Source organism: Paenibacillus oleatilyticus, from assembly GCF_018998565.1.
Taxonomy (GTDB): domain Bacteria; phylum Bacillota; class Bacilli; order Paenibacillales; family NBRC-103111; genus Paenibacillus_G; species Paenibacillus_G oleatilyticus.
The window spans coordinates 77774-102249 of the sequence record NZ_JAHNZO010000001.1; the positions used below are offsets into that span (position 1 = coordinate 77774).

The 24476-nt window shown below is 50.3% G+C and carries 25 protein-coding genes; 6 read left to right on the top strand and 19 right to left on the bottom strand.

Annotation, left to right across the window (positions count from 1 at the left end):
• Positions 1-897: hypothetical protein (locus KQX66_RS00400; RefSeq protein WP_438804163.1), on the top strand; the 897-nt coding region annotated here is incomplete at its 5' end.
• 613 nt (positions 898-1510) lie between these two features.
• On the opposite strand, the gene KQX66_RS00405 is transcribed toward KQX66_RS00400, so the two are convergent.
• Both KQX66_RS00405 and KQX66_RS00410 read right to left on the bottom strand, forming a co-directional pair.
• Positions 1511-1696 carry a hypothetical protein gene (locus KQX66_RS00405; RefSeq protein ID WP_216788500.1) on the bottom strand — a complete coding sequence of 62 codons (186 nt, stop codon included), beginning with the start codon at positions 1694-1696 and terminating at the stop codon, positions 1511-1513.
• Between the two features lies 1 nt (position 1697).
• Positions 1698-2165: a sugar phosphate nucleotidyltransferase gene (locus KQX66_RS00410; protein ID WP_216788501.1), complete on the bottom strand. Its 468-nt coding sequence runs from the start codon at positions 2163-2165 to the stop codon at positions 1698-1700.
• Between the two features lie 750 nt (positions 2166-2915).
• On the opposite strand from KQX66_RS00410, the gene KQX66_RS00420 reads away from it, so the two are divergent.
• Positions 2916-3761, top strand: a complete 846-nt coding sequence (locus KQX66_RS00420) for an MFS transporter (protein ID WP_216788503.1) — start codon at positions 2916-2918, stop codon at positions 3759-3761.
• A 74-nt stretch (positions 3762-3835) separates the two neighbouring features.
• Here KQX66_RS00420 and KQX66_RS00425 read toward each other — a convergent pair whose 3' ends face one another.
• From KQX66_RS00425 to KQX66_RS00435, 3 genes are all read right to left on the bottom strand, one after another.
• Positions 3836-4360 (bottom strand): dihydrofolate reductase family protein, encoded by a 525-nt coding sequence (locus tag KQX66_RS00425; protein WP_216788505.1) that lies wholly within the window; start codon positions 4358-4360, stop codon positions 3836-3838.
• Between the two features lie 176 nt (positions 4361-4536).
• Positions 4537-5298 carry a class I SAM-dependent methyltransferase gene (locus KQX66_RS00430; RefSeq protein WP_216788509.1) on the bottom strand — a complete coding sequence of 254 codons (762 nt, stop codon included), beginning with the start codon at positions 5296-5298 and terminating at the stop codon, positions 4537-4539.
• Positions 5299-5505: 207 nt separating this feature from the next.
• Positions 5506-6312: a DUF2935 domain-containing protein gene (locus KQX66_RS00435; RefSeq protein ID WP_216788510.1), complete on the bottom strand. Its 807-nt coding sequence runs from the start codon at positions 6310-6312 to the stop codon at positions 5506-5508.
• Positions 6313-6537: 225 nt separating this feature from the next.
• Here KQX66_RS00435 and KQX66_RS37725 point away from each other — a divergent pair, with 225 nt between their 5' ends.
• The gene (locus KQX66_RS37725) at positions 6538-6666 is read left to right on the top strand and encodes a hypothetical protein (RefSeq protein WP_284439763.1); all 129 of its coding nucleotides are present in this window, start codon (positions 6538-6540) and stop codon (positions 6664-6666) included.
• Between the two features lie 42 nt (positions 6667-6708).
• Positions 6709-6951 carry a UDP-N-acetyl glucosamine 2-epimerase gene (locus tag KQX66_RS00440; protein ID WP_216788512.1) on the top strand — a complete coding sequence of 81 codons (243 nt, stop codon included), beginning with the start codon at positions 6709-6711 and terminating at the stop codon, positions 6949-6951.
• A 310-nt stretch (positions 6952-7261) separates the two neighbouring features.
• On the opposite strand, the gene KQX66_RS00445 is transcribed toward KQX66_RS00440, so the two are convergent.
• From KQX66_RS00445 to KQX66_RS00460, 4 genes are all read right to left on the bottom strand, one after another.
• Positions 7262-8317, bottom strand: a complete 1056-nt coding sequence (locus KQX66_RS00445) for a DNA-binding protein (protein ID WP_216788514.1) — start codon at positions 8315-8317, stop codon at positions 7262-7264.
• A gap of 271 nt (positions 8318-8588) precedes the next feature.
• Positions 8589-9086, bottom strand: coding sequence for a hypothetical protein (locus KQX66_RS00450; RefSeq protein WP_216788516.1), 498 nt, complete (start codon positions 9084-9086; stop codon positions 8589-8591).
• 66 nt (positions 9087-9152) lie between these two features.
• Positions 9153-10307: an RHS repeat domain-containing protein gene (locus tag KQX66_RS00455; RefSeq protein ID WP_216788518.1), complete on the bottom strand. Its 1155-nt coding sequence runs from the start codon at positions 10305-10307 to the stop codon at positions 9153-9155.
• Between the two features lie 168 nt (positions 10308-10475).
• Positions 10476-10670 carry a Spo0E family sporulation regulatory protein-aspartic acid phosphatase gene (locus KQX66_RS00460; RefSeq protein ID WP_308647079.1) on the bottom strand — a complete coding sequence of 65 codons (195 nt, stop codon included), beginning with the start codon at positions 10668-10670 and terminating at the stop codon, positions 10476-10478.
• Between the two features lie 186 nt (positions 10671-10856).
• On the opposite strand from KQX66_RS00460, the gene KQX66_RS00465 reads away from it, so the two are divergent.
• Positions 10857-12218 (top strand): helix-turn-helix domain-containing protein, encoded by a 1362-nt coding sequence (locus KQX66_RS00465; protein ID WP_216788523.1) that lies wholly within the window; start codon positions 10857-10859, stop codon positions 12216-12218.
• A 344-nt stretch (positions 12219-12562) separates the two neighbouring features.
• Here KQX66_RS00465 and KQX66_RS00470 read toward each other — a convergent pair whose 3' ends face one another.
• Both KQX66_RS00470 and KQX66_RS00475 read right to left on the bottom strand, forming a co-directional pair.
• A complete protein-coding gene (locus tag KQX66_RS00470; RefSeq protein WP_216788525.1) occupies positions 12563-13678 on the bottom strand; it encodes a DegT/DnrJ/EryC1/StrS family aminotransferase in 1116 nt (371 codons plus the stop codon).
• A gap of 1032 nt (positions 13679-14710) precedes the next feature.
• Positions 14711-16537, bottom strand: coding sequence for a potassium transporter KimA (locus KQX66_RS00475; RefSeq protein WP_216788527.1), 1827 nt, complete (start codon positions 16535-16537; stop codon positions 14711-14713).
• A 276-nt stretch (positions 16538-16813) separates the two neighbouring features.
• On the opposite strand from KQX66_RS00475, the gene KQX66_RS00480 reads away from it, so the two are divergent.
• Positions 16814-17851 (top strand): ketoacyl-ACP synthase III, encoded by a 1038-nt coding sequence (locus tag KQX66_RS00480; RefSeq protein WP_216788529.1) that lies wholly within the window; start codon positions 16814-16816, stop codon positions 17849-17851.
• A gap of 36 nt (positions 17852-17887) precedes the next feature.
• Here the strand turns inward: KQX66_RS00480 and KQX66_RS00485 are convergent, their stop codons facing one another.
• The 8 genes from KQX66_RS00485 to KQX66_RS00520 form a co-directional block, all read right to left on the bottom strand.
• Positions 17888-18184 carry a hypothetical protein gene (locus KQX66_RS00485; RefSeq protein ID WP_216788531.1) on the bottom strand — a complete coding sequence of 99 codons (297 nt, stop codon included), beginning with the start codon at positions 18182-18184 and terminating at the stop codon, positions 17888-17890.
• Between the two features lie 16 nt (positions 18185-18200).
• Entirely contained in the window at positions 18201-18524 is a 324-nt protein-coding gene (locus KQX66_RS00490; protein WP_216788533.1) for an alpha-helical endospore appendage domain-containing protein, read from the bottom strand.
• 38 nt (positions 18525-18562) lie between these two features.
• Complete coding sequence (locus tag KQX66_RS00495) at positions 18563-18853, bottom strand: nucleoside-diphosphate sugar epimerase (protein WP_216788535.1); 291 nt, start codon at positions 18851-18853, stop codon at positions 18563-18565.
• A 95-nt stretch (positions 18854-18948) separates the two neighbouring features.
• Positions 18949-19677: a glycosyltransferase family 2 protein gene (locus tag KQX66_RS00500; RefSeq protein WP_216788537.1), complete on the bottom strand. Its 729-nt coding sequence runs from the start codon at positions 19675-19677 to the stop codon at positions 18949-18951.
• Positions 19677-20864 (bottom strand): glycosyltransferase family 2 protein, encoded by a 1188-nt coding sequence (locus tag KQX66_RS37170; protein ID WP_253956832.1) that lies wholly within the window; start codon positions 20862-20864, stop codon positions 19677-19679. The genes KQX66_RS00500 and KQX66_RS37170 overlap by 1 nt, the downstream gene beginning before the upstream one ends.
• 8 nt (positions 20865-20872) lie before the next feature.
• A complete protein-coding gene (locus tag KQX66_RS00510; RefSeq protein ID WP_216788539.1) occupies positions 20873-21676 on the bottom strand; it encodes a glycosyltransferase family 2 protein in 804 nt (267 codons plus the stop codon).
• A 66-nt stretch (positions 21677-21742) separates the two neighbouring features.
• A complete protein-coding gene (locus KQX66_RS00515; protein ID WP_216788541.1) occupies positions 21743-22657 on the bottom strand; it encodes a dTDP-4-dehydrorhamnose reductase family protein in 915 nt (304 codons plus the stop codon).
• Between the two features lie 94 nt (positions 22658-22751).
• A complete protein-coding gene (locus KQX66_RS00520; RefSeq protein ID WP_216788542.1) occupies positions 22752-24455 on the bottom strand; it encodes a glycosyltransferase family 4 protein in 1704 nt (567 codons plus the stop codon).
• Between the last annotated feature and the right edge of the window lie 21 nt (positions 24456-24476).

Consider the following 24476-nt stretch of genomic DNA (forward strand, 5'->3'; position numbering starts at 1 on the left):
CAAGGGCCTCAAGGCGACCAAGGGCCGCAAGGGGCTGCTGGCGCTCAAGGACCTCAAGGCGACCAAGGGCCGCAAGGGGCTGCTGGCGCTCAAGGACCTCAAGGCGACCAAGGGCCGCAAGGCGCTACTGGCGCTCAAGGACCTCAGGGCGATCAAGGGCCGCAAGGCGCTACTGGCGCTCAAGGACCTCAAGGCGACCAAGGACCGCAAGGCGCTACTGGCGCTCAAGGACCTCAAGGCGACCAAGGGCCGCAAGGCGCTATTGGCGCTACCGGCGCTCAAGGGCCTCAGGGCGACCAAGGACCTCAAGGGGCTACCGGCGCTACTGGTGCTCAAGGGCCTCAAGGCGACCAAGGGCCACAAGGTGACCAAGGGCCGCAAGGCGTTACTGGCGCTACTGGTGCTCAAGGGCCTCAAGGCGACCAAGGGCCGCAAGGGGCTGCTGGCGCTCAAGGACCTCAAGGCGACCAAGGGCCGCAAGGCGCTACTGGCGCTCAAGGACCTCAGGGCGATCAAGGGCCGCAAGGCGCTACTGGCGCTCAAGGACCTCAAGGCGACCAAGGACCGCAAGGCGCTACTGGCGCTACCGGCGCTCAAGGGCCTCAGGGCGACCAAGGACCTCAAGGGGCTACCGGCGCTACTGGTGCTCAAGGGCCTCAGGGCGACCAAGGACCTCAAGGGGCTACCGGCGCTACTGGTGCTCAAGGACCTCAGGGCACAACCGGTGCAACCGGTGCTACTGGTGCTACTGGTGCTCAAGGGCCTCAGGGTGACCAAGGACCTCAAGGGGCTACTGGCGCTCAAGGGCCTCAAGGCGATCAAGGACCTCAAGGCGATCAAGGACCTCAAGGCGATCAAGGACCTCAAGGGCCTCAAGGAGTTCAAGGGCCGCTTTAACTGGCGTACCCGGGCATCAAAATAAAATGGCTGTCGAGAGCTTCTCTCGGCAGCTTCTTTTTTCGTTTAGGAAAAGAGAATTTACCTCTGCATGATTGAAAAAAATATCGCGAATTATTTCAAGATGCTTAGATGCAGCAAAATCCATCATTGATTACGTTTCGATTGCGAAAGGACTCTACACACGGAATGAAGCAAATTATTGGAAATTCGCACACAGATATCTATCGCTCCCGGGTTCGTGGCAAACAAACAAGAAGAACAGTATGTACCATCTCGCCCGAGGCAAGGAAAGGACAATCCATGCCCGAGCATGACGTTCAGATTATGGCGTTTATAAGTACCTGCCGGACTAAGAGCTTGTCCTTTGTGCTTTTCACATTGACCATAAGCGGTTATTGAACCGAAGACAGATAACAGCCTGCCTGCAGGTAACACAGAATCAGGCCGCTGTCTGATGTTCTTTCTGATGCTCGCAAAAAATGTGCAAGAATATCTTATGCGCAAGTGGGCGGAACCCGTCATGCTCCACCGCCTCTACGTTCGGCTTACGCAAACTGCCGGATGAACACGACAACAGTTTTGTCACCAAAAACGAGGGAATACTTAAAGCTCATCTTCGACGCGCCGTTCGTAGAAAGGAAAATTCTGCACAACTGCTCCGTTTCGCATACAGCGCCTGGACCAGCAGCCGGCTGGTAACCTCGCCATCCGGCGACGAAATCCATTGGATGGCTCCCGCCAATAACGTACGAAATTGCTGCCATTGGCCCCCATCCCACCGGTGACAAGCACTCACCTCATGGCGTGACCTCCCCTGCTATTCTTTGGGCGGCCTCCCTGAACGAAAGGTGGGTTCCCGCATCGATCCACCATCCGCTCAGAATACCATAGAAGAGCATGCCTCGGACCGCATACATATTGTTCACGTCGGTAATTTCCATTTCGCCTCTCGCGGAAGGCTGGACTGTTCGGACGCGGGCTTGCTCCGGCTGCTCCCTGAAGCGGGCGAATTCCTCCGTCAGCGAGTCTTCGAACAGGTTATCTCCGAGCAGCACGACGAATTTTTCCGAGAGACTAACGAAGCCCTCCGCCAAGGCAAGAGCCTGCGCGATGCCTCCCGGCTCTTCCTGCACTTTAAACGAGATACGGACGTTCCACTCCCGACCGATGTAGTCCATAAACAACCCGCCGGAGTATTTTCCTGTAACGAGTAAAATATCGCGGATTCCCGCCTCGGCCAATTTGGAAATCGCATAATGAATCATCGGGTAAGGACCGACAGGCAATTTTATTAAGAAACCGGATCATCGGACCGGAGGGGTCACAAAAATATTTTCATTTACTAATCTATGAAAATATTGATCCAGCTGCACTAAGCTTGCCCGATTCGGATCTTTACGCCACCATGCGCTTAAAGCAACCATCGCGGATACATGAAATTCTGCTAACAAGTCATGCGGGATATCGATCGTTTTGGAACGTTCGATGAACTTTAATGCGTCTTTCTTCAATAACCTCATGGAGTAAGTCGTCATGCAATCAAAAAAAGTTCATCGCCATGTTGCGAATGCACTAACTTGAGAGACTCGGAGCCCTCAAAAAATTCATCGGACCAAAAAAACGGCTTTAACATTCTTTTTTCTAATGGAATATCCCAGTATCGCTCCATCAGTTGATTAAGCCCATACTCCAGCAATCTGAATTTGTCATCGAAATGCTTATAGAACGTAGAACGATGAACCATGGCTTTTTCGCAAATTTGATCTACAGTAATTTTGGAAAATAACATTCTTTTTTCCGTCATCAACTCGAACAGGGCTTTCCATAACAGCTACTTGGAGCGACGTTTTCTCAAGTCCATCCTCATCGCCCCTCTCTTTCTACCATTTTCGCAGACATTTATTTGATTCTATCTCCTAACTGCCCAAATTAGATATATTAAATATATTTTGCAGTAAAAACGATCATTATAATTGGAAATGACTGGAATCTATATTTACGAAAGGAAGGTACTTATGGATTTGAATTCAACGAAAGTGAAGCGAATTCCAATTATGGTTACTCTCATGATGGGAGCATTTGTGGCAACATTAAACGAAACATTGCTAGGCAATGCCTTGCCTGTGCTGATGAAGGAGTTCCAAGTCGGCGCCACCACAATACAGTGGCTAACTGAGGCTTACCTGCTCGTTGTCGGCGCGCTCATTCCTGTAACGGCTCTAATTCAACAATGGCTTACTACAAGACAACTTTTTTTCACTGCAATGATGTTGCTATTAACCGGACGGGTGATTCAAGCCATTGGTACGGGGCTAATTATCCCGCTGCTGATGAATACGTTGTTAATTATGTACCCTGCGGAAAAGCGAGGCTCGATTATGGGGGTGCTCTTTTTAATATTTACATTTGCCCCTGCTATCGGGCCTACACTTTCAGGTATCATTATTGATGCTTGGGATTGGCCCTGGCTATTCTATATTATTATTCCTATTACTATCGTTTCTATCATCATCGGTTACTACTATCTTGTAAATGTAACCGTGGCGCTCGTTCTGGTTCCCGTCCAAACTTATGGACTGAATCAAATTACGCCTGAATACTATGCGGATGGATCTGCCATTTTCAGTACATTGCAGCAAGTTGCCGGAGCAATTGGCACTTCTTTGTTTATCGCCACCATGTCTGCGCGCTCCCACAATCACTTGGCACAGTCCGCTAATCCAAATGATGTAACCGAACAATTAACGGCATCCGTTGCGGGCTACAGCGACATGTTCATGCTTGGCTTCATCATTTCGATCATTGCGGTTGTTGTGTCTCTATTTTTGAGAAAAAACGCGAAAGAAAAACAAGCGAATTGATCTGTTCTCTACTTAAAAGACTGCTCTTCGCAACAAGCAGAGCAGTCTTCGACATTTCATTTTATGATTTCAACTTATTCCTTGACTACGTAATGGTGTTGCACAATTTGACCGAAGCGTTTTGTCTCCGTTAGGGAAAGCTTCAATTCCGGATTATCTCCTTTGAACAGAGGCTTCCCTTTACCTAAGATTGTTGGTGTGAACGCGATGATAAACTCGTCAACCAGTTTTCTTTTTAAGAGTACGTCAAGAATCTCGGCTCCACCGACAATCCATATTTTGGAACCTTCTTGTTCTTTAAGCTTCTCAACGAACCCCGGCACATCTTCGGTTACAAATGTAACATATGGACTTAGTTCTTTTTCAGAACGTGAGAACACATAGCATTTTTTATCTGAATAGGGAAATTGATCAGCTAATTCAAAGGTATGCTCGTATGTTTTGTTCCCCATTAATACCGTATCAATCGTCTGATAAAATTCGCTGTAGCCGTTGTCTCCTTCTCCCTCTACCTCATAAAGCCAATCAATCTCTCCGTTTTCTCGCGCAATATACCCGTCCAGGGTTGCTGCAATGTATAATACGACAGGGCGTCTCATATCCTGCTTCTCCTTACGACATGTTGAATTTGTTTTTTGTAAACACATCATAACATTTAAACAAGTCATCTATTGTCATATATCAAAAAGAATTAAAGCGGCCAATAAAATAAAAAAATCCGCTATTGGGTTCCATGCTGAAAAGGAGCCTTCCGCTTAAAGAAGGCTCCCGCTTTCTAAATTGATCGTGCTTTGATGAAAAAGCGATGTTGTGTTACATCAAAATAACCATGTTCTTGAATGATTTGATGAATTTTATACAGCTGCTCAAAATATTTTTCGGTTTCAAAGCCCGGAACTTGCCACGGCGTTGCGTTTAAGAAGTAAATCAAGCTGCCCACATCATAAAATCGTTGAATCGGGAATTCTTCCTTACTTGATAGAACCTCGAAGCCGTCCGCCCTAGCTTCCCTTGTTGCCGTTTCCAGGTTCCAATGTTTATATTCGTCATTTAGCGGAACTTCAAATGTTTCATTGATTTCACGACAATCGAGCTCACCTGATTGTAGAGTAAGAAATATCCCATCTTCCGTCATCACTCTTCTTACTTCTTCTGCAGAATAGGCTTCATGCCTGTTCAAGACCAGGTCGAATTGGTTGTCCTCCAACGGGAGTTTTAAATCTTCCCCGACCTGTACGACTTCTACACCTAATGGTTCCAATCTTTTTCTGGCTACTGGAACATTAGGAAGGTATCCTTCGGTAGCGAGCACTCGTTTAGGAAGAGGCTTTAACATCGATAGGAACTCACCGCCTCCGGTTCCCATATCCAACATAGAGTTAGCATGCTGAACCAGAGATACTGCCATACTGCCGTAGGACCAAGTGAGCAATTGACTTGCCATTCGACCAGTTCCGGTAATATAGGAGAAATCCCATCCCGAAAAGTCTTGATTTGCCTTTGCTATGATATCCAAAAACTGCTTATCTCTTTTCATCTTCATTACCTCCGATGATTAACAGTATTTGTTATGCGCAACAACCTTCAACTGTTAATATGGGAGGGCCTCTTATCCACAAACAAATATGCAAAACCGAATGTTGCAGCGTTTGCCAAGATATATCGTAAAAGTGGTAGAGAGCAGCGAAAATAAAAAAAACGATGCCCTAAGTAACTAGGAACATCGGTTCATCGCCTATCGTCATTATGATTCGAAGCCATCCTGGCCTCTCAAAAACTGTTCAAACATATCAAGAATGACAAGAAAATGCTCGGCTTCCCTAAATACATGATCCGCTAACAGCGGATGAATAATGCTTTTTATACGACAGTCGTTTATTAAATCGCGTGCTGTTTTCTTAAAGTCGCGCAAAGATTTGACGGATACTTTATTCTGATCGACAAATTGGCTCAGCAGAGGAACCGTCTGGGATTGGGGGCGCATGGAGCTTAAATCTATGGCTTGAAAGACAAGCTGGTCAAAATCATGGCTAAATTCTCGCGCTTGCTCCACCAGCTTTCGTTCTGACGGATCAAGTAAATGACCGATAAATTTGGCATGGTCGGCCATGATTTTTAAGAAAAATACGTTTTCGTCGATAATGGCATCGGGCAGCGGTTCCAGCCTTCCGGCATTCAGCTCAGCCAATCGATTTCTAAAATAGTTTGCTTCCCGGCTTATATGATCAACCAATAGCGGGAAGTTATTGGCCCCGGGTAATTGGCAGCTCAGGATTAACCCCAATACTTTTCTTTTAAAAGCCCAAATATAGCTAACCGCCGTGTAGACCTCCTCATTAAATTGGCTAATCGTCTGCGGATCTGTATTCGCTTCATAAGCGTGTGATCTTAGTTCAATTTGTTCAAATACCGCATAAAATTGATTGGCTTCATAAATCAACTGAGTATCTTCACATCGGAAGCCTAGCCTGAGAAACAAGGAATGTTCCTTCATAATACGGGACCAAAACCTTATTTCCTCAAGCGAACGAACAACGAACAGATCCGACATGGGCATTCCTCCTCACATGTAATTGCTTCTATATATGCGGTCCATTCGTTTTTAAGATCAATTATTTACCGGAGTCCGTCTATCCGATCGTACACCTTCCGAATGCCCTGCCTGTTTAACCGACCATCCCTGAACTATCGTCAGCTCCGGGCGATGCTTGATCCGGCGCATATAATCGTCCGCCTCCTGCCCGCTTCCCTTCAAGCCTACCGTCAAGGAGACGCTATGGGTGGTGCTGAACACATAATCGTGGAGCAAATGAACTCCCGCTTATGCACCTGCATCCCGAATACGGAAAACGATCAAGGAAATCATAAGGACGCCTTCGCCGTGCTTGCCGCGCCGTCCATCTGATGAAGGGCAATTCGCGCGAAGCGATGCGACTCGGGCGGCGACTTGTTTCGCGAGAAGTTGCTAGCCTTTGCCGGGGAGCATCCGCATATCCGCTATTTCCCTTCGATTCCGGACGATCAGTTTTTATTTCTGCTGGGATACATCGACCTGATGATCAGCAACAGCAGCGCGATTATCGAAGCGGCCGATAACGTCGTATCCGTCCCTTTCGACGCCGACCGGATTGAACATACCATCGCCTTGCAGCTAAACCGGGGACGCCTGCCGAGGCTCCGCAACCCGTAAGCCCTTACTCATCCGGAGAAGGAATTGGCCGAGCAGCTCGCGCGTCTTCAAATGCTGCCCGACGTTTGGAATAAGTTGAATTGAAAAATCGCCCTCTCCTTGGCCACGAATGGCAAGTTGAGGGCGATCCTTTAGTTGGTATATTTGAGAAGCTAAAAAAGACACCTTTCCAATTGTTGGGCCTAAAATTAACCACCCGTCCCGTTATGAACAGAAGTAGATATCAGACTAGGATCCAGCTGTTGTAGAGATATACCAGACACACCGCTAACAAAAAACAACCCCAAAACCAAGGACAGCCAAACCTTTTTCATAGATCCGACACTCCCTCCAATAGATTTCGGTAATGCCTTTTTTGTTGCTCCGTCGCATAATCGATATGCTTCGCAAATAAGGAAACACACCTTTCGAAGCCTGAGTAATGCTTCATCTTTTGAGAAAGGTATAGTGCATACAATAATTCATTTAAACCGGTGATCATTTGTTGATTTCTAAAACTGTATACCGCTTTCTCATACCAGAAGTGAAATAATTGCGTACCGTTTATGTATGTAACGGAAGTGTTGATAGGGGGAAGTTTTACGCAGAATTTGTCCAAAAATTCATCGATCTTAAAATTGTACATATTTGCTGATTCAATAACGGTTAGTAGGCTTGGAAGTAATTCGATGGGGTTTTCATCCAGAAATTCTGACAATTCGGTAAGAACTTTGTCATTCCCGCATTTTAATTCGAGATTGTACATATTTGCCTTGCCCCATATGCGAAATTTCTCGACCTCCTTGTGCCCGATTTCGTCAAGGAATTCAAACCATCCAAGTTCGGAATATTCCGAAACGTAGCGTTTCGCTTCTTCACACCGGTCTTGCATGGTTAGGGCGATTCCTTTTAGAAGGAACCCTTGTCCATAATACACTACTAAATGCCGCTCGGATTGTAGAATTTCAGGAAGTTTGTTATTTTTTTTATTTTCAAGCTGTCTATCGTAGATAGTTCTAGCCAAGGTTCTTAATTCATCTGCATATCTTTCGACTTTTTTCCAATCCCATAAGGTGTAATAAACGTTTGCCATTTGTAGCAAGGCATCCAGCTTCACATCTTCCGGCAGGTATAAATAATGTGACTCAAATCTAGTCAACGCTTCTTTGTTTTCTTCCGATCCGATGCCAATGAGAGACTGAAATAACCGAAACTGGCTCATGATGTATTGCGGATAGCGAGTATCCTTCACGTTATCGATGACATGACGGAACAAGGGGACTGCCTCTTGCTTCCTTCCGGACTTGTAAAGATGCTCCGCCATAGAAAAATAATGTGAAAGATCGACATCCGATTCTAAACAGCTAACATCAGGCTGTCGCTCCATTTCTTTCACCTCCCTTAATAGTAAAATTTTAACAGATAAGAATGCAAAAAACAATGTTTTTCAGCAATATTTTGTTAAGAAATCCGTCGAACGGAAGGCTTGAAAGCACAAAAAATGGAACTTACGCCGGGCAAGGACGAAAAAAGAGGTGGATTATCAGTCAAGCTATGTGGTCAAATACTTTAATAGGGAAGCTTCTTAATTGGCTACGAGTCTATAGAGATAATTTTTTTAAAAAAAAGGATGTTATTATGGTTTATTAAACAAAAGTTCAGGGTGTTAGAATGACTAACTTTTCAACGGCAAACCAGTCTTTTTCACCTATTTTTTCAATAACTGATGCAAGCATTTCTTTGGTGAAATTTTCATAGTTTAATAATTCTGCCTTCATTTCAATTTTTTTCGCGTAATAGTTCCCATTGAAGCCCTCAACATATGCCAAGTATTTGCTGATTTCACTACTGCCATTTGGATAATGAAACTGTAAAACATATATTTTATTGATATTTGGTATGATAATATCCTGCCGTTTATGTATTGTATTGATCCAATGTATAACGTTATTTTTTTCTTTTTCGTCAGAAAAAACATTAATCAGTTCCGGTTGAGTTTTATGCGAATCTGAACGATACAGATGGATGTCAATCAACCTTATATCGTTGGCGGGGAACTCGTTTGTAAGTGATTCAATATTACTGATATTTTCTTTATTCGCAGGAGAGCAACCTCCTAATAAAAACACTAATAGAAAAATATACATATATTTCATGTCTTAAGCAACTCCTTATTTTAGAAGAGCCCTCGCTCTAAATATGAACGAGGGCCTGCTTTTTTATTAATTCCAATTAGTACTCCAGTATCCTTTAAATATTTTATCAAAAAGATAGTTTCCCCCTGATATTTCAGGCAATAAACTCACATCTAACGCATGAGGAGTGTATTTAAAAAGTGCCCATGTTCCATAGTTTTTAACCCAGATATAATTTTTATAGGTGACACCATTTGAAGTAACTGTTCTACCATAGTTTATGTTACTAAACAGATTAGGATATGAGGAAGGAGATTGAAACCAGAGATTTTTAAGTAGTTCTGTTCCTTTATTAATTTGAACATCAAACCCGCTTGTACCTGAGAGGTCCCCTCCATCTGTTGCACCGTATCCCATAGCGTAATAAAATCTGCGGGCAGAAAAGCTTACATCTCCGGGTTTTGCGCTAACAAGGCTTGCTTCTTTTTGCAAACTTGTAATAATAACCTTGGGATTAACCCTGTAGGTCTGAACGGCATTGAAAATGGCTTTAGACGGGACAATTGTAGAATTCGTATTGTATACATTGCCATTGGAATCTTTTCTCCAAATTTGAACCGCATCTTTTAAAATTGAATTTCTGCTTGAGAAAAAGTTTTGGATTTGATTCTCATTCATAGAGTCTGGATTAACAAACGGGTCAGATCCACCGGACGAGCACGGGCACGAACCCGGGACTAAATCATTCATTAGTACTCCGTTGACCTTATAATCTTCATATTGTGTCGTACTCAGCGGTTCGATACTAACATAACTCTTCATTTTGTCTTGCTCAAGTTTCTTTTGCTCGTCAACTGATAAAGACGCGAGTTTTTTAACCTTTTCGTCTACAAACGAAAATCCACGTTTGTAAAGTTCTTTATCATTTTCATACTCGGTGACCTCGATATAATTTTCTCGCTGTTCGTATTTTTGCTTTTTTCCTTTGTTGTCTATTGATTCCATAATTTTACCATTTTTGTCATACTTATACGAAACTTCAACACCATCTGCATGAAATTCTTTTTCTATTTTTCCTGTTTGATCGTAAAGCATAATGTTTACTTGTTGATTAACAGCAGTTTGTTGAAGTTCACCCATAGCCTTAATATCATTTTTTGCCTCTGCATTCGGTACAAGCAACAAAGTACTGGCTGAAAATAATACGGCCGCTACTAAAGGTATTGATTTTTTTATCAACATTTTTTTCCTCCTATAATTTTAATATATATTTTACATTTGAACAAGAAATTCACTTTTGGAGTGCCAGATTCACTGTAGGCAAAACAAGTTACGTAAGGACCCTTCCCTGACCAAAATCAAGTTACTGAATCGTCATGTCTCAGAATTGGGAAAGACCTAAAAAAATACTTATACGCCAACCGTTCGAATTTTCATGAGGGCTTGTATATGGTATCTAGTCCTTCGAAATTTTTTTGAAAACTGATACCCTTGAGCGACAAGGATGTACCGATCTAAACGCTGGCTTAAACAGATCACCTCCTCGTTTGAAAACGATCCTTTTTCTTCAACCAACATTACGAGTTGCTGTCGCATTCTCTTGATCTTTCTTTTTAGTCTATTTCATTGTTTCAAATCTCTCACCTCCTTGTTTAATTGAAGTATAAGACCACTTCACCAAAAACAATAAAATGAGATTTTTGGAGAATTTTGGGATACGATAAATTTGCTTTTTATTGAATAATATGTAATATTTTTGATAGCCTATATTTTCAAATAAGGGTGGTTCTGATGGAACAATCTGCTGTCATTCGTTGTTTGCGTTCCGAAATCGATGAACAAATGAAGAAATACGGCTATTCACTTACTAAATTGAGCAAACTGACAGGGATTCATCTCGGATACCTGAGTGAGACTCTAAACCGCAGACCTCCACGCCCTATAACGATTAACCTACTCGATACCCTAGCAAAAGTTTTTCATCAGCCCCCCGGATGGCTCTACGAATTATATCCTGAAGAATGCTTTTCGGCTGAAAAGGTATCACGCCCTCGCATGATTCCATTCCTTACTCGATGCGCAGAACTGGAGCGATTTGATCTTATAACATCGACTACTTCGAAATTACTCGAAATCCCCAAAAATATAGAAATTCTCTTTTACGTAGCAGAACAGCTTTGGGAAAAAGGACTACAAAACGAATCCGCTCACTTTTACCGCCTTGTCATCGAGAACGAAAGAGACAGCTTTCATGACCGATTCGCTATAAGCCAATATCGTTTGTTCCGCGCTTCACTCGGGACGAATGCAGAGGAAAATAAAGAAGCGATCGTTCGATTTGAACTATATTACAATCGCTTAGCTGAAGATTTTCAATTGGATGCTTTGCTGCAGATGACCAATGTTTATTACACGTTGGAAAACTGGAAAAAAGTCGAAAGATATGCAGATGAATTAAGAGAATTGGCGGGCAAAATATATCAAGATCGGCTAAGAAAGCGATATAGTACAAAACCTTTCGAACCTTTAAAAACGGAACGGCATTTAGTGGTTTACTACGGACAAGGATTTCTTTTAAAGGGGATTGCCCTTACCATGCAAGAGCAGTATGAAGAAGCAAAAAAATATGTTTCGGTATATTCCAACCTTGGATGGTTTGAGCTTCTTGATGAGATGGGAAAAAAAGAGGTTGAGAAGTTTCACGTTTGGGGAAAAGGTAATATGTTGATGTTAAATTTAATGACTGGAAACCAGAACATCCTCCCTGATTTCTCGGATTTTTTGGAAGAAAACCCTACGGATACCCTCCCATACATGTTAGGCATGATGGAGGCAGCAAATAGAAATAATTTTTCAGTAGACGATGTAATAAATCGCTTTTGTGAAAGAATTCCCCATCCGGATATTGTGACAACTCATATTAAAAGAAAACAATTATTCCGCTTTTGGTACGAGAAAGCTATCTACAACTTTAAACATGGAAGAAGAAGCTGCGGCATGAAAGATCTCCTTTCCGCTTTACATTTAGCTGAAAAAATGCAATATTCTTCAGGGCTGAGAAAAATGATTTTACTCATGTTGTATGAAGTCGACGGTGCGAACGAACAACAAGAAATTCAAAAAGTGCTGGAAGAAATGCAGAGTGAAAACTAGTTCTAGTTCAGCCCTCCGATTTCCTCTCCTATGTAACGTTGTAGCACAAAAAAGGACCTAGTGTCAGGTCCTCAGAGTGTTGGTCATCCCAACATCCACGTCACGTAGGTTGCCTACAGCATCCGTAGCTCCAGTAGCATTAGTAGTGCGGTGCCCGCAAAATCTGTCCGCAGTCGGAGCAAATAGCTTCTTGGCGTGGTTTAACGCGAATGACAGCTACATCCTTCAGATCGAAGATCGATTGCACGGCCTCCCGTCCATGCTCACTGATTCCCTGCTGCATGAACTCATATTCCCCAAATCGGACTAGATTCGAGCCTTTTTATGATTCCTTTTAAAAAGTATCAAAGACTTGAAACGATATTTACCAGTGTAGAACTAATGTATCTCACATCGGCTTCGGTTAGCGTGCCGTAGCTCGGGAGATTGATGCCTTGAGCGGCAATCCGGCCCGCCACCGGAAACTCCGACGCGGATTGAAGCTTCTCGTAAGGCGGCAGCACGTGCATCGGATAAAAGAACGGCCGGCTCTCGATCCCTCGGAGCTGGAGCCGACGGATGACTTCATCGCGCTCGGCCTCCGAGTCTTCGCGCAGCACGACGCTGAACAGCCAATAGACGTTCTTCGCCCAATCCTGCTGGACGGGCAGTGCAAGAGCGCTGCAATCCCGCAAATACTTGGTATAGTGGTCTGCAATCCGCAGTCTCTGCGCGATATGCCACTCCGCGTTCTGCAATTGGGCACAGCCGATGGCCGCTTGAATGTTGGTCATCCGGTAATTGTAACCGACGACGGTGTGGAAATAACGGCGTTGCGGGTCCATTCCCTGTCCCCGAAGCAGCCGGGCCCGGTCCGCAAGCGCATCGTCGTTCGTCGTCAAAACCCCGCCTTCGCCCGTCGTAATGATCTTGTTGCCGAACAAGCTGAAGATCGCACTGTCCCCCAGTCCACCGGTGCGCTGTCCCCTATATTCGGCCCCCAACGCTTCGGCCGCATCTTCCACGACGAATAAACCGTACTGCCGGGCAAGCTGCAGAATCGGGTCCATGTCAGCAGGATGCCCGTAGAGATGGACTGCGACGATGCCTTTCGTTCTCGGCGTGATCCGTTCCTCGATCCGCTTCGGATCGATGTTCCAGGTCTCCGGCTCCGAATCGACGAACACCGGCTTCGCCCCGCAATAGGTGACCGCATTGGCCGTGGCGACGAATGTTAACGTAGGGACGATAATCTCGTCTCCCGGCCCCACGCCGTGCGCAAGCAAAGCCAGATGCAGCGCCGTCGTACCATTGTTGCAGGCGATGGCGTGCTTCGCCTGACAGAAGGCCGCGAATTCTACTTCGAAACGCTTGATATATGATCCGTTAGAGGAGATCCACGTCGAATCCAGGCAATCCATCACGTATTTCTTCTCATTGCCGTTCAAGACAGGCAGCGCAACAGGATAAAATTTATCCACATGATTTCCTCCTTCAATGATGGTATGGTGCTCAATCACGGCATATCCATTTGTTCATCATATGCATTCCTCTTCGGAACGCCTGTACGGAAACCTATGGGAGGCGGCAGGAAGAAAACGATTTTCGTAGGAGAAGGTCCCGGGATACGGCCAATAAATACGCGGTTATCTCTCAGGCATGTACCGTGGCGGCTGCTATTGTCCGCTCATATGATTAGTAACTTGACAGAAAAGGAGTGATTTCCTGGGTGAAACAGGGCTCACCGGCCTTACCGGGTTAACGGGCCTTACTGGACCGACAGCCCTACAGGTCCAACTGGTCCAACCGGCCCCACAGGACCAACAGGGCCTACGGGGCCTACTGGACTTGCTGGAGCGGCAACGGATGTGACCGGCGTTCAAACTGCGGCTGCACTGGGACTTCCTGCCGGAGTCGAGACTACGCTGATTACGCTGCCCGGCGTTACATTTACAGCGCTTAACGATACGGCGCAAGTGAATGGCAACTTTAGCATCGCAACAACGACGGTATTTCTGACTCAAACGCTGGACGCCGTAACGGCCCTTTTAGGCCCGGGTCATGTTACCGGAAGCATCCTCTTTACAGATACTCCTACGCTCGGTACATATTCCTACACACTGCGAGTGACCCCCACCACGCTTCTCGGCGCCGGGGTTACAATGACTGCAAACTACAGAGCACTGAGCGCCGTTGTCGTAAACGGTTTACCTGCTTTGCAGCGCAAACACCCGCGTCCGAGTGGATGCGGGTCAGGGTGTTGAGAAAGTGGTCAAACGGGATTATAGAGGTAACGAAGGGGTGGGGTATCCACTTCCGACCACTCTTGTCTTCGGGAAATTTGATTGGAAGCCGCTTACTAGCGGACATTTCCCGAAGACAAAGGCGGCCGCTATCGCTTCTCCAGCGGATACCCCACCTCCGTATGTTTCTCTATTTTTGCTTAGACCACTTTCTCAACAAGCTCGCCCGCGTCCGAATGGATGCGGGTGTTTATTTGGCTCTTGCCGGTACTATTTCTTCAAATGATACGGTACGGTCGTAACAATGACATTCCTTCGAAACAACAGGTGTGCCCGAATCAGCAGGCTTGATTGGTTATGCAGAATATTATGCCATCCCTTCTTGGGGAAGAACTGCGGGATCACAACCGTAACCTGGTAGTTGGACTCACTAGCTTTGCGCTGCACCGTGTCGATAAATTTAGTCAGTGGCTGAATAATACTTCGATAAGGAGAATGCAGGGTAACAAGTCTAATTTCAGGCTGCCACTTTTTCCACTTTTCTTCAAATATAGCTTCATCCTCTCTGCTGAAAGGAACATGAACGGCTATAATCTGGTGCGGGGAGAGCGATTTGACATAGTTTAATGAATTCTCCACCACTTGAGTAATACCGGCTACAGGAAGAATCATGACATTGCCTCCAATGGACAGGGCAGGTTCGCAAGTGCTGATTCTTAGTTGCTCCCCTACGTCCTCATAATGTTTCCTGATACGGTAAAAGATCAGAATGATGACGGGCAAGAATACCAGGACAGACCATACCTGCTCGAATTTGGTAACAAAGAAAATGATGCTGACCAACAAGCTAATCAAAGCGCCGATCGAGTTGATAAGAAGCTTCGAAACCCATCCCTTCGGTTTCCCGCGAAACCATTTGACCATCATGCCCGTCTGCGACAAAGTAAAAGGGATAAATACGCCGACCGCATACAGGGGAATGAGATGTTCGGTTTGTCCTCGGAAACCGACAATCAGAACAATGGACAATAATCCAAGCATGATAATTCCATTCGAATAGCCCAAACGGTCTCCCCGGACCGTGAACATTCTCGGGATAAACTTATCCTTGGCCAGATTTACCGCAAGCAACGGGAAAGCGGAGTAGCCGGTGTTAGCAGCAAGGATTAGAATCAGGGCCGTTGTTCCTTGAATGAAATAATACATAAAGCTTCGGCCGAAGGTCTGTTCGGCGATTTGCGAAACTACGGTAACTTCCGGCCGCGGGGCAACTCCGTAATCGTAAGCCAGGTAGACGATTCCCGAAAATAACAGCGCCAGCAAGGTGCCCATCGCGATTAACGTTCTCGCCGCATTATTCGGTGCCGGATTTTTGAAATTAGGAATGGCATTCGATATGGCCTCCACTCCCGTTAAGGCCGAGCTGCCCGAGGCGAACGCCCGGAGAAGCAGGAATAACCCGATCCCGGCTACGGGCGTGCCCACGGGCGCATGGAGATCGGATGCTATATCTCCCGCAGCAATATTAAATAGGCCTACGCCAATTAAAATAAATAAAGCTAAGACGAATAAATAAACGGGATAGGCCAAGATCGAAGCCGATTCGGTCACCCCTCTTAAATTGAGCAGGGTAATAAACAAAACAAAGGCAACGGCAATAATGACCGTATAGGGATGCAAGCTGGGAAAGGCAGAGGTGATCGCATCCGTGCCGGCGGATACACTCACAGCCACCGTTAAAATATAGTCCACCAGTAGGGAGCCTCCCGCGATTAACCCGGGATATAGCCCTAAATTCTCCTTGGAGACGACGTATGCTCCTCCGCCATGAGGATAGGCAAAAATAATTTGTCTGTACGACAAAATTAACGCCACCAATAAGATTAAAACGCCCACGGCAATCGGGAGCGAATACCAGAATGCGGCGGCACTGACCGTCATTAAGACCAACAGGATCTGCTCCGGACCATAAGCCACCGACGATAGCGCATCGGAGGAAAGGATGGCCAATGCCTTCAGCTTAGTAAGCTTTTGCTCCCCCAATTCATTGGACTTTAAGGGTCGTCCAATAAGGAATCGCTTTAAAGAAGAGAACATCCGATGACACCACCCTCGCTTGAATTTGACCCTTATTACGCATTTTACTATGCTGCCGATCATTCCCAAGACCTTCGCGCTCTTAGTTTCTACAATTTTTATTTTTTTATTTCACCCAAATCCGCAAAGCGATTCCCTGCATCCCGAGTGAGCATAGGGCCATCGGCCAATTGACAGAAGCTAGAAATCGAAGTATTATTTTTATTACCAGGTACTAATACTAACTCATGATATCAGGCAATTTATTTTACATTACATTTCACGAGGTGAACCCGAATGGAATCATCTGTTCAACCCGCTTCCTCTTCAACGCTTTATCGCTCCCGTATTACCGCCATCGGCAGCTACGTTCCCGAACGCCGCCTGACGAACGCCGATCTGGAGCGCATGGTCGAGACCAACGACGAATGGATCGTGCAGCGCACCGGCATTCGCGAGCGGCGCATCAGTGCGCCGGAGGAGTATACGAGTCACTTGTGCATAGGAGCGGTACAGCAGCTTGTTGACCGTTACGGCGCCATGCTGGAGGATGTCGATCTGCTGATCGTCGGCACCAGTACGCCGGATTTCGCTTTCCCTGCCACCGCCTGCCGGATTCAGGCGCATTTCGGCATGAAGCAGACGACCTCCTTCGATTTAAGCGCCGCCTGCGCCGGATTCGTCTACGGCCTGCATCTGGCTAATGGGATGATCGCTTCCGGCCTGCACCGCAAGGCGCTCGTCATCGGCGCCGACGCCCTTTCCAAGATCGTCGACTATACGGACCGTACGACGTGCGTGCTGTTCGGCGACGGTGCCGGAGCGGTCCTGCTCGAACGGGACGATTCGGACGCTTCCAACCCTCAGTTTATTGCCTATACGGGCGGTACCGACGGCAGCGGCGGGGCGCACATCTATCGCTCCCTGCTTGCCGATCATATGGAAGGCAACCCGGTGAACACGAGCGGCAAGCTTGTCCAGAACGGCCGTGAGGTGTACAAATTTGCCGTCCAAACGATTCCGAAAGGCGTTAACGACCTGCTGACCCAAACCGGCTTGTCCACGGAGCAGATCGATTGGTTCGTCCCGCATAGCGCCAACCTCCGCATCATCGATTCCGTATGCGAGAAGATGGGGATTTCTATGGAGCGAACGCTGCATACGATCGAGAAGTACGGCAATACGTCCGCGGCGACGATTCCGCTTGCGCTTGAAGAAGCTGTCCGGGAACAGAAGCTGAAGGACGGCGATACCGTTCTGTTGTTCGGCTTCGGCGGAGGGCTCGTCTACGGCGGACTGCTGCTGAACTGGAAGGCGCTATCTCCGAAAGTCTAGACACACGAAAAAAGAGTCCGTCCTTCCTCCTTGAGGTTAGGTACGGACTCTATTTCTGATTACGGTCTTTCTAACCTCTTCGCCAAGCCAAGGCTTACCCGGAATTCCGCGCCGCAAGCGGCGGCGTATGCGGACTCCGGCCATTTTCATAGCGATTTGGCGCTGATACCGGCTGATCGCCTCAATGTGCAAAGAAAGCCTGCGGGCCGTTTCCTCGGAGCTCTCCACGACATCGGCCATGCTTTCGATCATGCGGGCCAGCGCACGCTGGCTGCGGGCGAGCGAATGAAGAATATGGAGCTTTGCTTTATTTTCCTCTTCATGCCAATTCATTAGATTCGCCGCTTCCTTACGAATAATAATTTCCTCCGTCCCCATTTGCCGAGTCCGTTCCCCCCGCCTCGCTGCCTCCAAGCAGGATGTGCAGATGCTTGGCAAGTGCCATCTCCATCTTCGTCATGCCTTCGATCATTTCGATCATCTGATCGTGCACTTCCAGCGATTTCTTCACTTGGTCCCCATGGTCCGCGAAATGGGCGCTGGACAAATGTCCGCAGATCCATTGACACGAACGCGCAGCCTCCAGCGCTTTGGCTTCCAGAATCAATGCGATGTTATATTGGAATCGGGCAGCGGCCTGCATCATTTTATGGTAGCTTTCGATTCTGCTCACGTCTAACCCCCTTTTCCTTCAGGCAACAGGATGCCGGATCATTCCTCGTCGTCCGGGATTTCAACGATTTTGACAATGAGCGCCATATGCTCCGCCAGCGCCTCCTCCAGATCGGCGAGCCCGCTTAAATAAACTCCGATGCTTTTCGAGACGTTCAAGGAATGCTCCGTCAACGTCTCGATATCTTGAAAGGAAGGGTTATCGGGCGGAATGTCGTGAAACAAATGGGCCATGTGCACGGCCACATGCCGGTTCGCTTCGAGAATATTGGCCATTTCCTGCTGGGATGCCGCCATATGCCGGATCATCCGGGTCACTTGCCGATGCATCGTTCCCTCCACCTCCTCGCCGGCCGCATGCGTTCCGCTTTTTTAGTATCCTATGCGCCTGCGGCACCCTGGTCCACGGCTCACGCCCAGACGGTTCATATAAAAGAATGCGGATCGACGCCCCATTTGTCGATGAACTTCTGGCGGTTCGTTGCCAGCAGAGCTTTAATTTTTTGTTCATTTTCCAGCCGGAAGCTTGCGCTGCCTTCGTGGTAAATGAAGGCGTCCCCTGCGATCAGCAGCCGGTATCCCGCTTGCCGGGCACGGTAGCAGTAGTCGTCATCTTCAAAATGTCCCGGCGAAAAACGCTCGTCAAGCTCTCCTATACGCTCCATCAGCTCCCGTTTGAACAGGAAGCACAATCCGACGATCCGTTCGGTCTGCCGCCATTTTCCGCTGTCCGGCCGGTTCATGCGCGCCGTCATATCGGCGATCGAGGTGAAAGGCTCCTCGATCTGCTGCTTGCCGCTGGCATAGTTCGTCATGGGGCCGACGATACCGACATCGCCGCTGCTGTACAGGCAGCGCATCATATTGTCCAGCGCGCCGGCCGTCAGCCGCGTGTCATTGTTCAGCAGCATCAGCGCATCGCCTGAGGAGAGGCGCAGCCCGAAGTTGCACGCCGCGGGAAAACCGCGGTTCACGGGTAGTGAGACGAGCTTGACTTCATGCTTCAGGCACAGCCGCAGCGACGAATCGGTCGAGCCGTTATCGACCACAATCACTTCGTGAGGAATAGTGACGTGCCGGCGGATCGATTCCAGGCATAAAGCCAGCCACTCGGCACCGTTACAAGTCGGAATAATGATACTGACGGTTTGCATCAGGCATCGCCTCCGATATAGCGTCGTTTGCGCAGCACGTCCGGATACGCGAGCCGCTCGCCCATCCGGTCGCCGGCCAGCTTCAACGCTTCCAGATGGTCTCCCACGATCATGGAAGCCACCGGATTGCCGCGGCCGCTGTTCAGCTTGCGCCGCTTGTTGCCCCGGATGACGTTCACCCGGCCCGCATTGCCGACCCGGAGCTTGAGGAGCAAGGCAAGCGCCTGCGCTTTGGGCGGGACCGACAGCAGCTCAAGGCCCAGCGTCTCTACTGCATGCCGCGACAAAGCGTGCGGCACGGCCGTAAGCGAGCTGGCCTTCAGATCCGGCCGTTCCAGCGCTCTGTTTAAAAATTGCTTCATGATCGTAACGGTATCCTGTCGGCCGAACGACCCCAGATACGGATAAATGTTGTTGAGCGCCACATCGAGTCCTTGTTCGATGCCGTGGACGAAAGGCACGAGCTGCTCCGCCGGAATCGGCATATCCCCGTCCGTGAAAAGCAGGATGTCGGCCCGGGCCAGCTTGGCGCCGACCGCTCTTCCTACGTCGTGACCGAGCGCCTGCGGATAAGATAGCACGATCGCCCGTGAAGCCGCTCTGGCTTGCCGGAACGTCTCGTCGCTCGAGCCGTTGACGATGACATACGTCTCGTCCGTCAGCCGGTCCGCCTCCTTCAGCACGGCAGCGATCGTGCGCTCCTCGTTCTTGGCCGTCACGATAACGGCCACCGAACGCTCCGTCGGAAGCGGCACCCAGTTCGGCGCCGTCCGGCCCATGCCTGCGAAGAAGCCGCGGACATAGCCGGCCGCCGCAGCGTGATAGCGGGCCCAGGGAGAACCGGTCAAGCCCCGTTCCTTCACCCGCGCCGCCCAGCGGCGGTTCAGCAGCCGGCGGAGCTCGCTCTCGCCCTGCGGCGGCTCAGGCGGAGCGTCCGCGCGGCCAAGTTGCAGGCCGAGCCGATAGGCGGCCCCGCCGTAAGCTCTAGACGCCGCCGGCTTCCTGGGCAGAAACAGCCGGGGGCCGGAGGCCGTTCGCTTCCGGGCGCGCTTCCCCCCCGCTGCACGCTTCTTCCGCGCGGGCGCAGCCGCTACGACCGCCTTGCCGTCTTCCTCCGGCGGCGGCTTGCGGACAAGGCGGCCCCGAACCGCCGGTTTCTCAAACAACATCGCCTGCTGCTGCCTCATCGATCCATTCACCTCACCATATTGCGGTTTCGCATCAAATCGGTATGGCCTCCTCGCTCGCCCGCCGTCGCGGTCAGCCAGCGAATCGCCTCCAAATGGTCTCCTATGATCAATTGACCGACCGTATCGGTGCCATGCGTTGTCCAGCGCCGTTTGCGCAGCGGATTCAAGCGTCCGACCGGCACAAAATGGACCTGCCGCACGACAAGTCCCTTCTGCACGGCCATCGCGTGCGCCTTGGGGGGAACCGCAAGCGCCTCCGCTCCGATCGCTGCGAGCGCCCTGCGGCTGATCGCATGGGGAATGGTCGTCATCGAGGTCCCCTGTAGATCGGTCCGGCCGAGCGCCGCGTTCAGCGCGTGCTTCGCCAGCACGACCGGATGGGCGCTTCGTGTCCGGATCGGTCCCAGATAACGGTTCAAAGCCACATCCACTCCTCTGTGCACCGCATGAACGAACCGCCTCAGATCACGCGCGGGAATCACCATATCGCCATCGAGGAACAGCAGGATTTCCCCGTTCGCAAGACCGGCTCCGATGCTTCGTCCGACGTCGTGGCCGAGCGGCTCCTCGAAGCTGACGACCCTCGCGCCCATCGATTCGGCGATTTGCTTCGAGCCGTCCGTCGAGCCGTTGGCCACAACGATGATTTCCAGCTTCCCCGCACCGATCTTCCTCACTTCCCGGAGTATGGAAGGCAGCTTTTTCCGCTCGTTGATGACCGGAATAATGACCGAGAGGTTCGTCGTCCGAACTGCAGCCGGCCCCAAGACGCCGCCTCTCCGATTACGAGACTTGCGAATATGCCGCATAGCTCTCCCTCCTCTCCATGAAACGATTCCGCCATGCGCCAGCCAAAGAAAACCGTCGTCTCCCCGTTACGGGGCCGCTTCCATCCATTCCCGCAGTTCTTCAAGCATGCGGTCGTAGCCGGGAACGGCAAAATCAAGCTCAGGGCGAGTCGAGCGCAGCGTACGGTCCAACGCGACGGTATCGTCGGGCCGGATGCAGACATCGCGTTTATCGAAGATCCGCTTCATTCGCTCCAGCAGATCGTATTTGCTGATGCTCTCCGCCGCGGTCAAATGAACGATGCCGCTTAACCGGTCTTTCCGCTCCGCCGCATAATGGATAAATCTCGCCAGCTCCAGCGTCGTCACCCCGTTCCACGGCACGCGGACGAATCCCCGGATCTCCCCCTGCTGCCTCAGGAACCAGGGAAGCAGCCCGCTGCCTTCCTCCTGCAGCTCCGGTCCGATCAACGACGTACGGATCGTCAGATGGGGGGCCCGCACCACTTCGCCAAGCGCTTTCGTTCTGGCATACGCCGTCGTCCCGTCGGGCACGTGGCGTTCTTCGTAGCGGCCGCGATTTCCCAGAAATACGCTGTCCGTGCTGATCTGGATGAGCCTTGCGCGCAGCCGGTCGGCCAGCTCCGCCAGTTGGTGCGGCAGCAGGCCGTTAATCCGGACGGCTTCAAGCTCCCTTTGCCGGGCTGCATCGTACATGATCCCGAGGGCGTTGACAATCAGATCGGGACGCACCGCCTCCACCAGCTTATCGACCATCACGCTATCCGACGCGTTGAGGTAAAGACCCGCCCCTGGGAGCGGCCAAGACCGCCCGCAGTCTGTTTTTCCGTGTTCCGTCGTATAGAACACTTCATACGAAGTGCAAGCGGCGAAATACCGCAGCAGCATATGTCCCGTCATCCCATCGCCGCCGATCACGAGCACCTTTATCGGCTCGCCCTCTCCGTACGGCCATCTTTCCTCATCGCGGTACCTCACCACCTTTTTCCGCCTCCCCGATTGCAATCCCTGCTTCGCCAAGCCTTCGGCTAACCGAAGCCGGCCGTCCCGGGCGGGCCCGGGTGCGTATTCGGCGTTAAAGCCTCCTGCTGCGAGCCGGGTTATGACGTATGGCCCGGCCCGCCTGCTTCGTTCCAAGATACCGGCGGCGCTTGCGCTTGGGGCTCCGTCTGCGGTCTCCGCCGAGCGGCAGGACGCTCAGTTCGGCGCTCGGCAGCTGCACGACACGAGTCGGATCGAGGCCCCGCTGCCGCAGTGCCGCTTGCGATACGACCGGCAGTCTCCGGCCGCCGGTCAACAAATACACGAGCCGTCCCTCGCCCCTAGCCAGCATGACGGAAGGACGATTCCGAGGCGACGGAGGATCGTGCCGCAGAACGCGCCCCGTCGGGAAACGGTGCAGCACCGCATCCGGCACCACGCGGATATCCTCCACCCGATAGCGGTAAAAGCGGAATGCCTCTGCGGAAGCAAACGGCCGCTTCCTTCCTTGCTCCAGCAAAAACACGGCCGGGCTCCACTTTCCTTTGTAGACGGCATTGGGCCGGAGCACAGGCAGCGAGCCCGGCTTTCTCCTGCGCCGAAGCTCCAGGGCACGCTTGCGGACGCTCGCCATCAGCATCGCAAGCCGTTCCCGGTACGCCTCCTCCCCATACGCCGCTTCGGCAGAACGCCGGCTGGCTTCCGCCCTAGCCTCAAGCTGCGCTCCGGCCTCTAAGCACTTCAGCACGCGGTCCGTCAAAGCCTCAACGTCTCCTTGCGGCGCCAGCAGCCCCGAGCCGCCGGTTGCCGTCAGCATCTCTTCCAAGCCGCCGCTCCGGTAAGCGATGACGTTTTTTCCGAGCAGCCATCCGTCGAGCGCCGTCATGCTGAAGCTTTCCTCAAAGAGGCTTGGCACGACGATCAAATCCATCGCCGCCAGCACTTGCTCGCGGTGCGGTTCGAGTTCCACGTAATGAAACCGGCTCTCGTACCCCGATTCTTCGATCATGCGGCGGCAAAGGCGGTAGTGCGCTTCGTCGCAGACGCTGCCAGCCACCAGGAAGCGAACGTCCGGATGCACGGCCGCCACCTGCACGGCCATAGCGGTGAACCACGAGAGTCCCATTTCGGGCTTCAATCGGGGTGCGGCAAAGCCAACGATCCGATGCTTCTCGTCGACGGGCAGGGCCGATCGGAGCTTGTGGCGATAGACGGGGTGAAGATCCGGGTTTAATTCCTCGCGCCTTCGGGTCGGAGGGAGAAGGAAAATTTTGCTCTCGGACGCTTTTGTTCGCAGCGGCTCAAGCGAGGCGTCCGACACGCCGGCAATCCAGTCGGCGTAACGCTCGATCTGCTCCCCGGTATGCGGCGCCCAAGCCGGGTCGGTCACCGTTTCGGTCAACAGCCAGAGCACCGGAATGTGGAGCATCTTGGCCGCTGACGCAGGAAGCACGGGATGGGGACCACCGACAAGCACGATATCCGGCTGCCGCATATGCAGCAGATTGACAAGGGGCCCGAACGCCGGATGTCGCCGGATGTCGGCGTCCGGCGATTCTTCATGCTCTGCAGACGGCACCGGGTGCACGATGACCGGCAAGCCGGCTTGGATCGCCAGGACGCCAGGTTCGTCGGCCACCAGCAGGCACTCGGCCTGCTCTTTCAGCTCCCGGATCAGCGTCAGCATATATTTTTCCATGCCCGTCAAAGCCCGCCGGCCGCTGTTGGGAACGAAAAACATGATGCGGAGCAGAGCCGGAGAACGTTCCATCCCCAGTCCGCCGCTGTCCTGTTCCACCTGCATCCCCTCCGCCTCGGG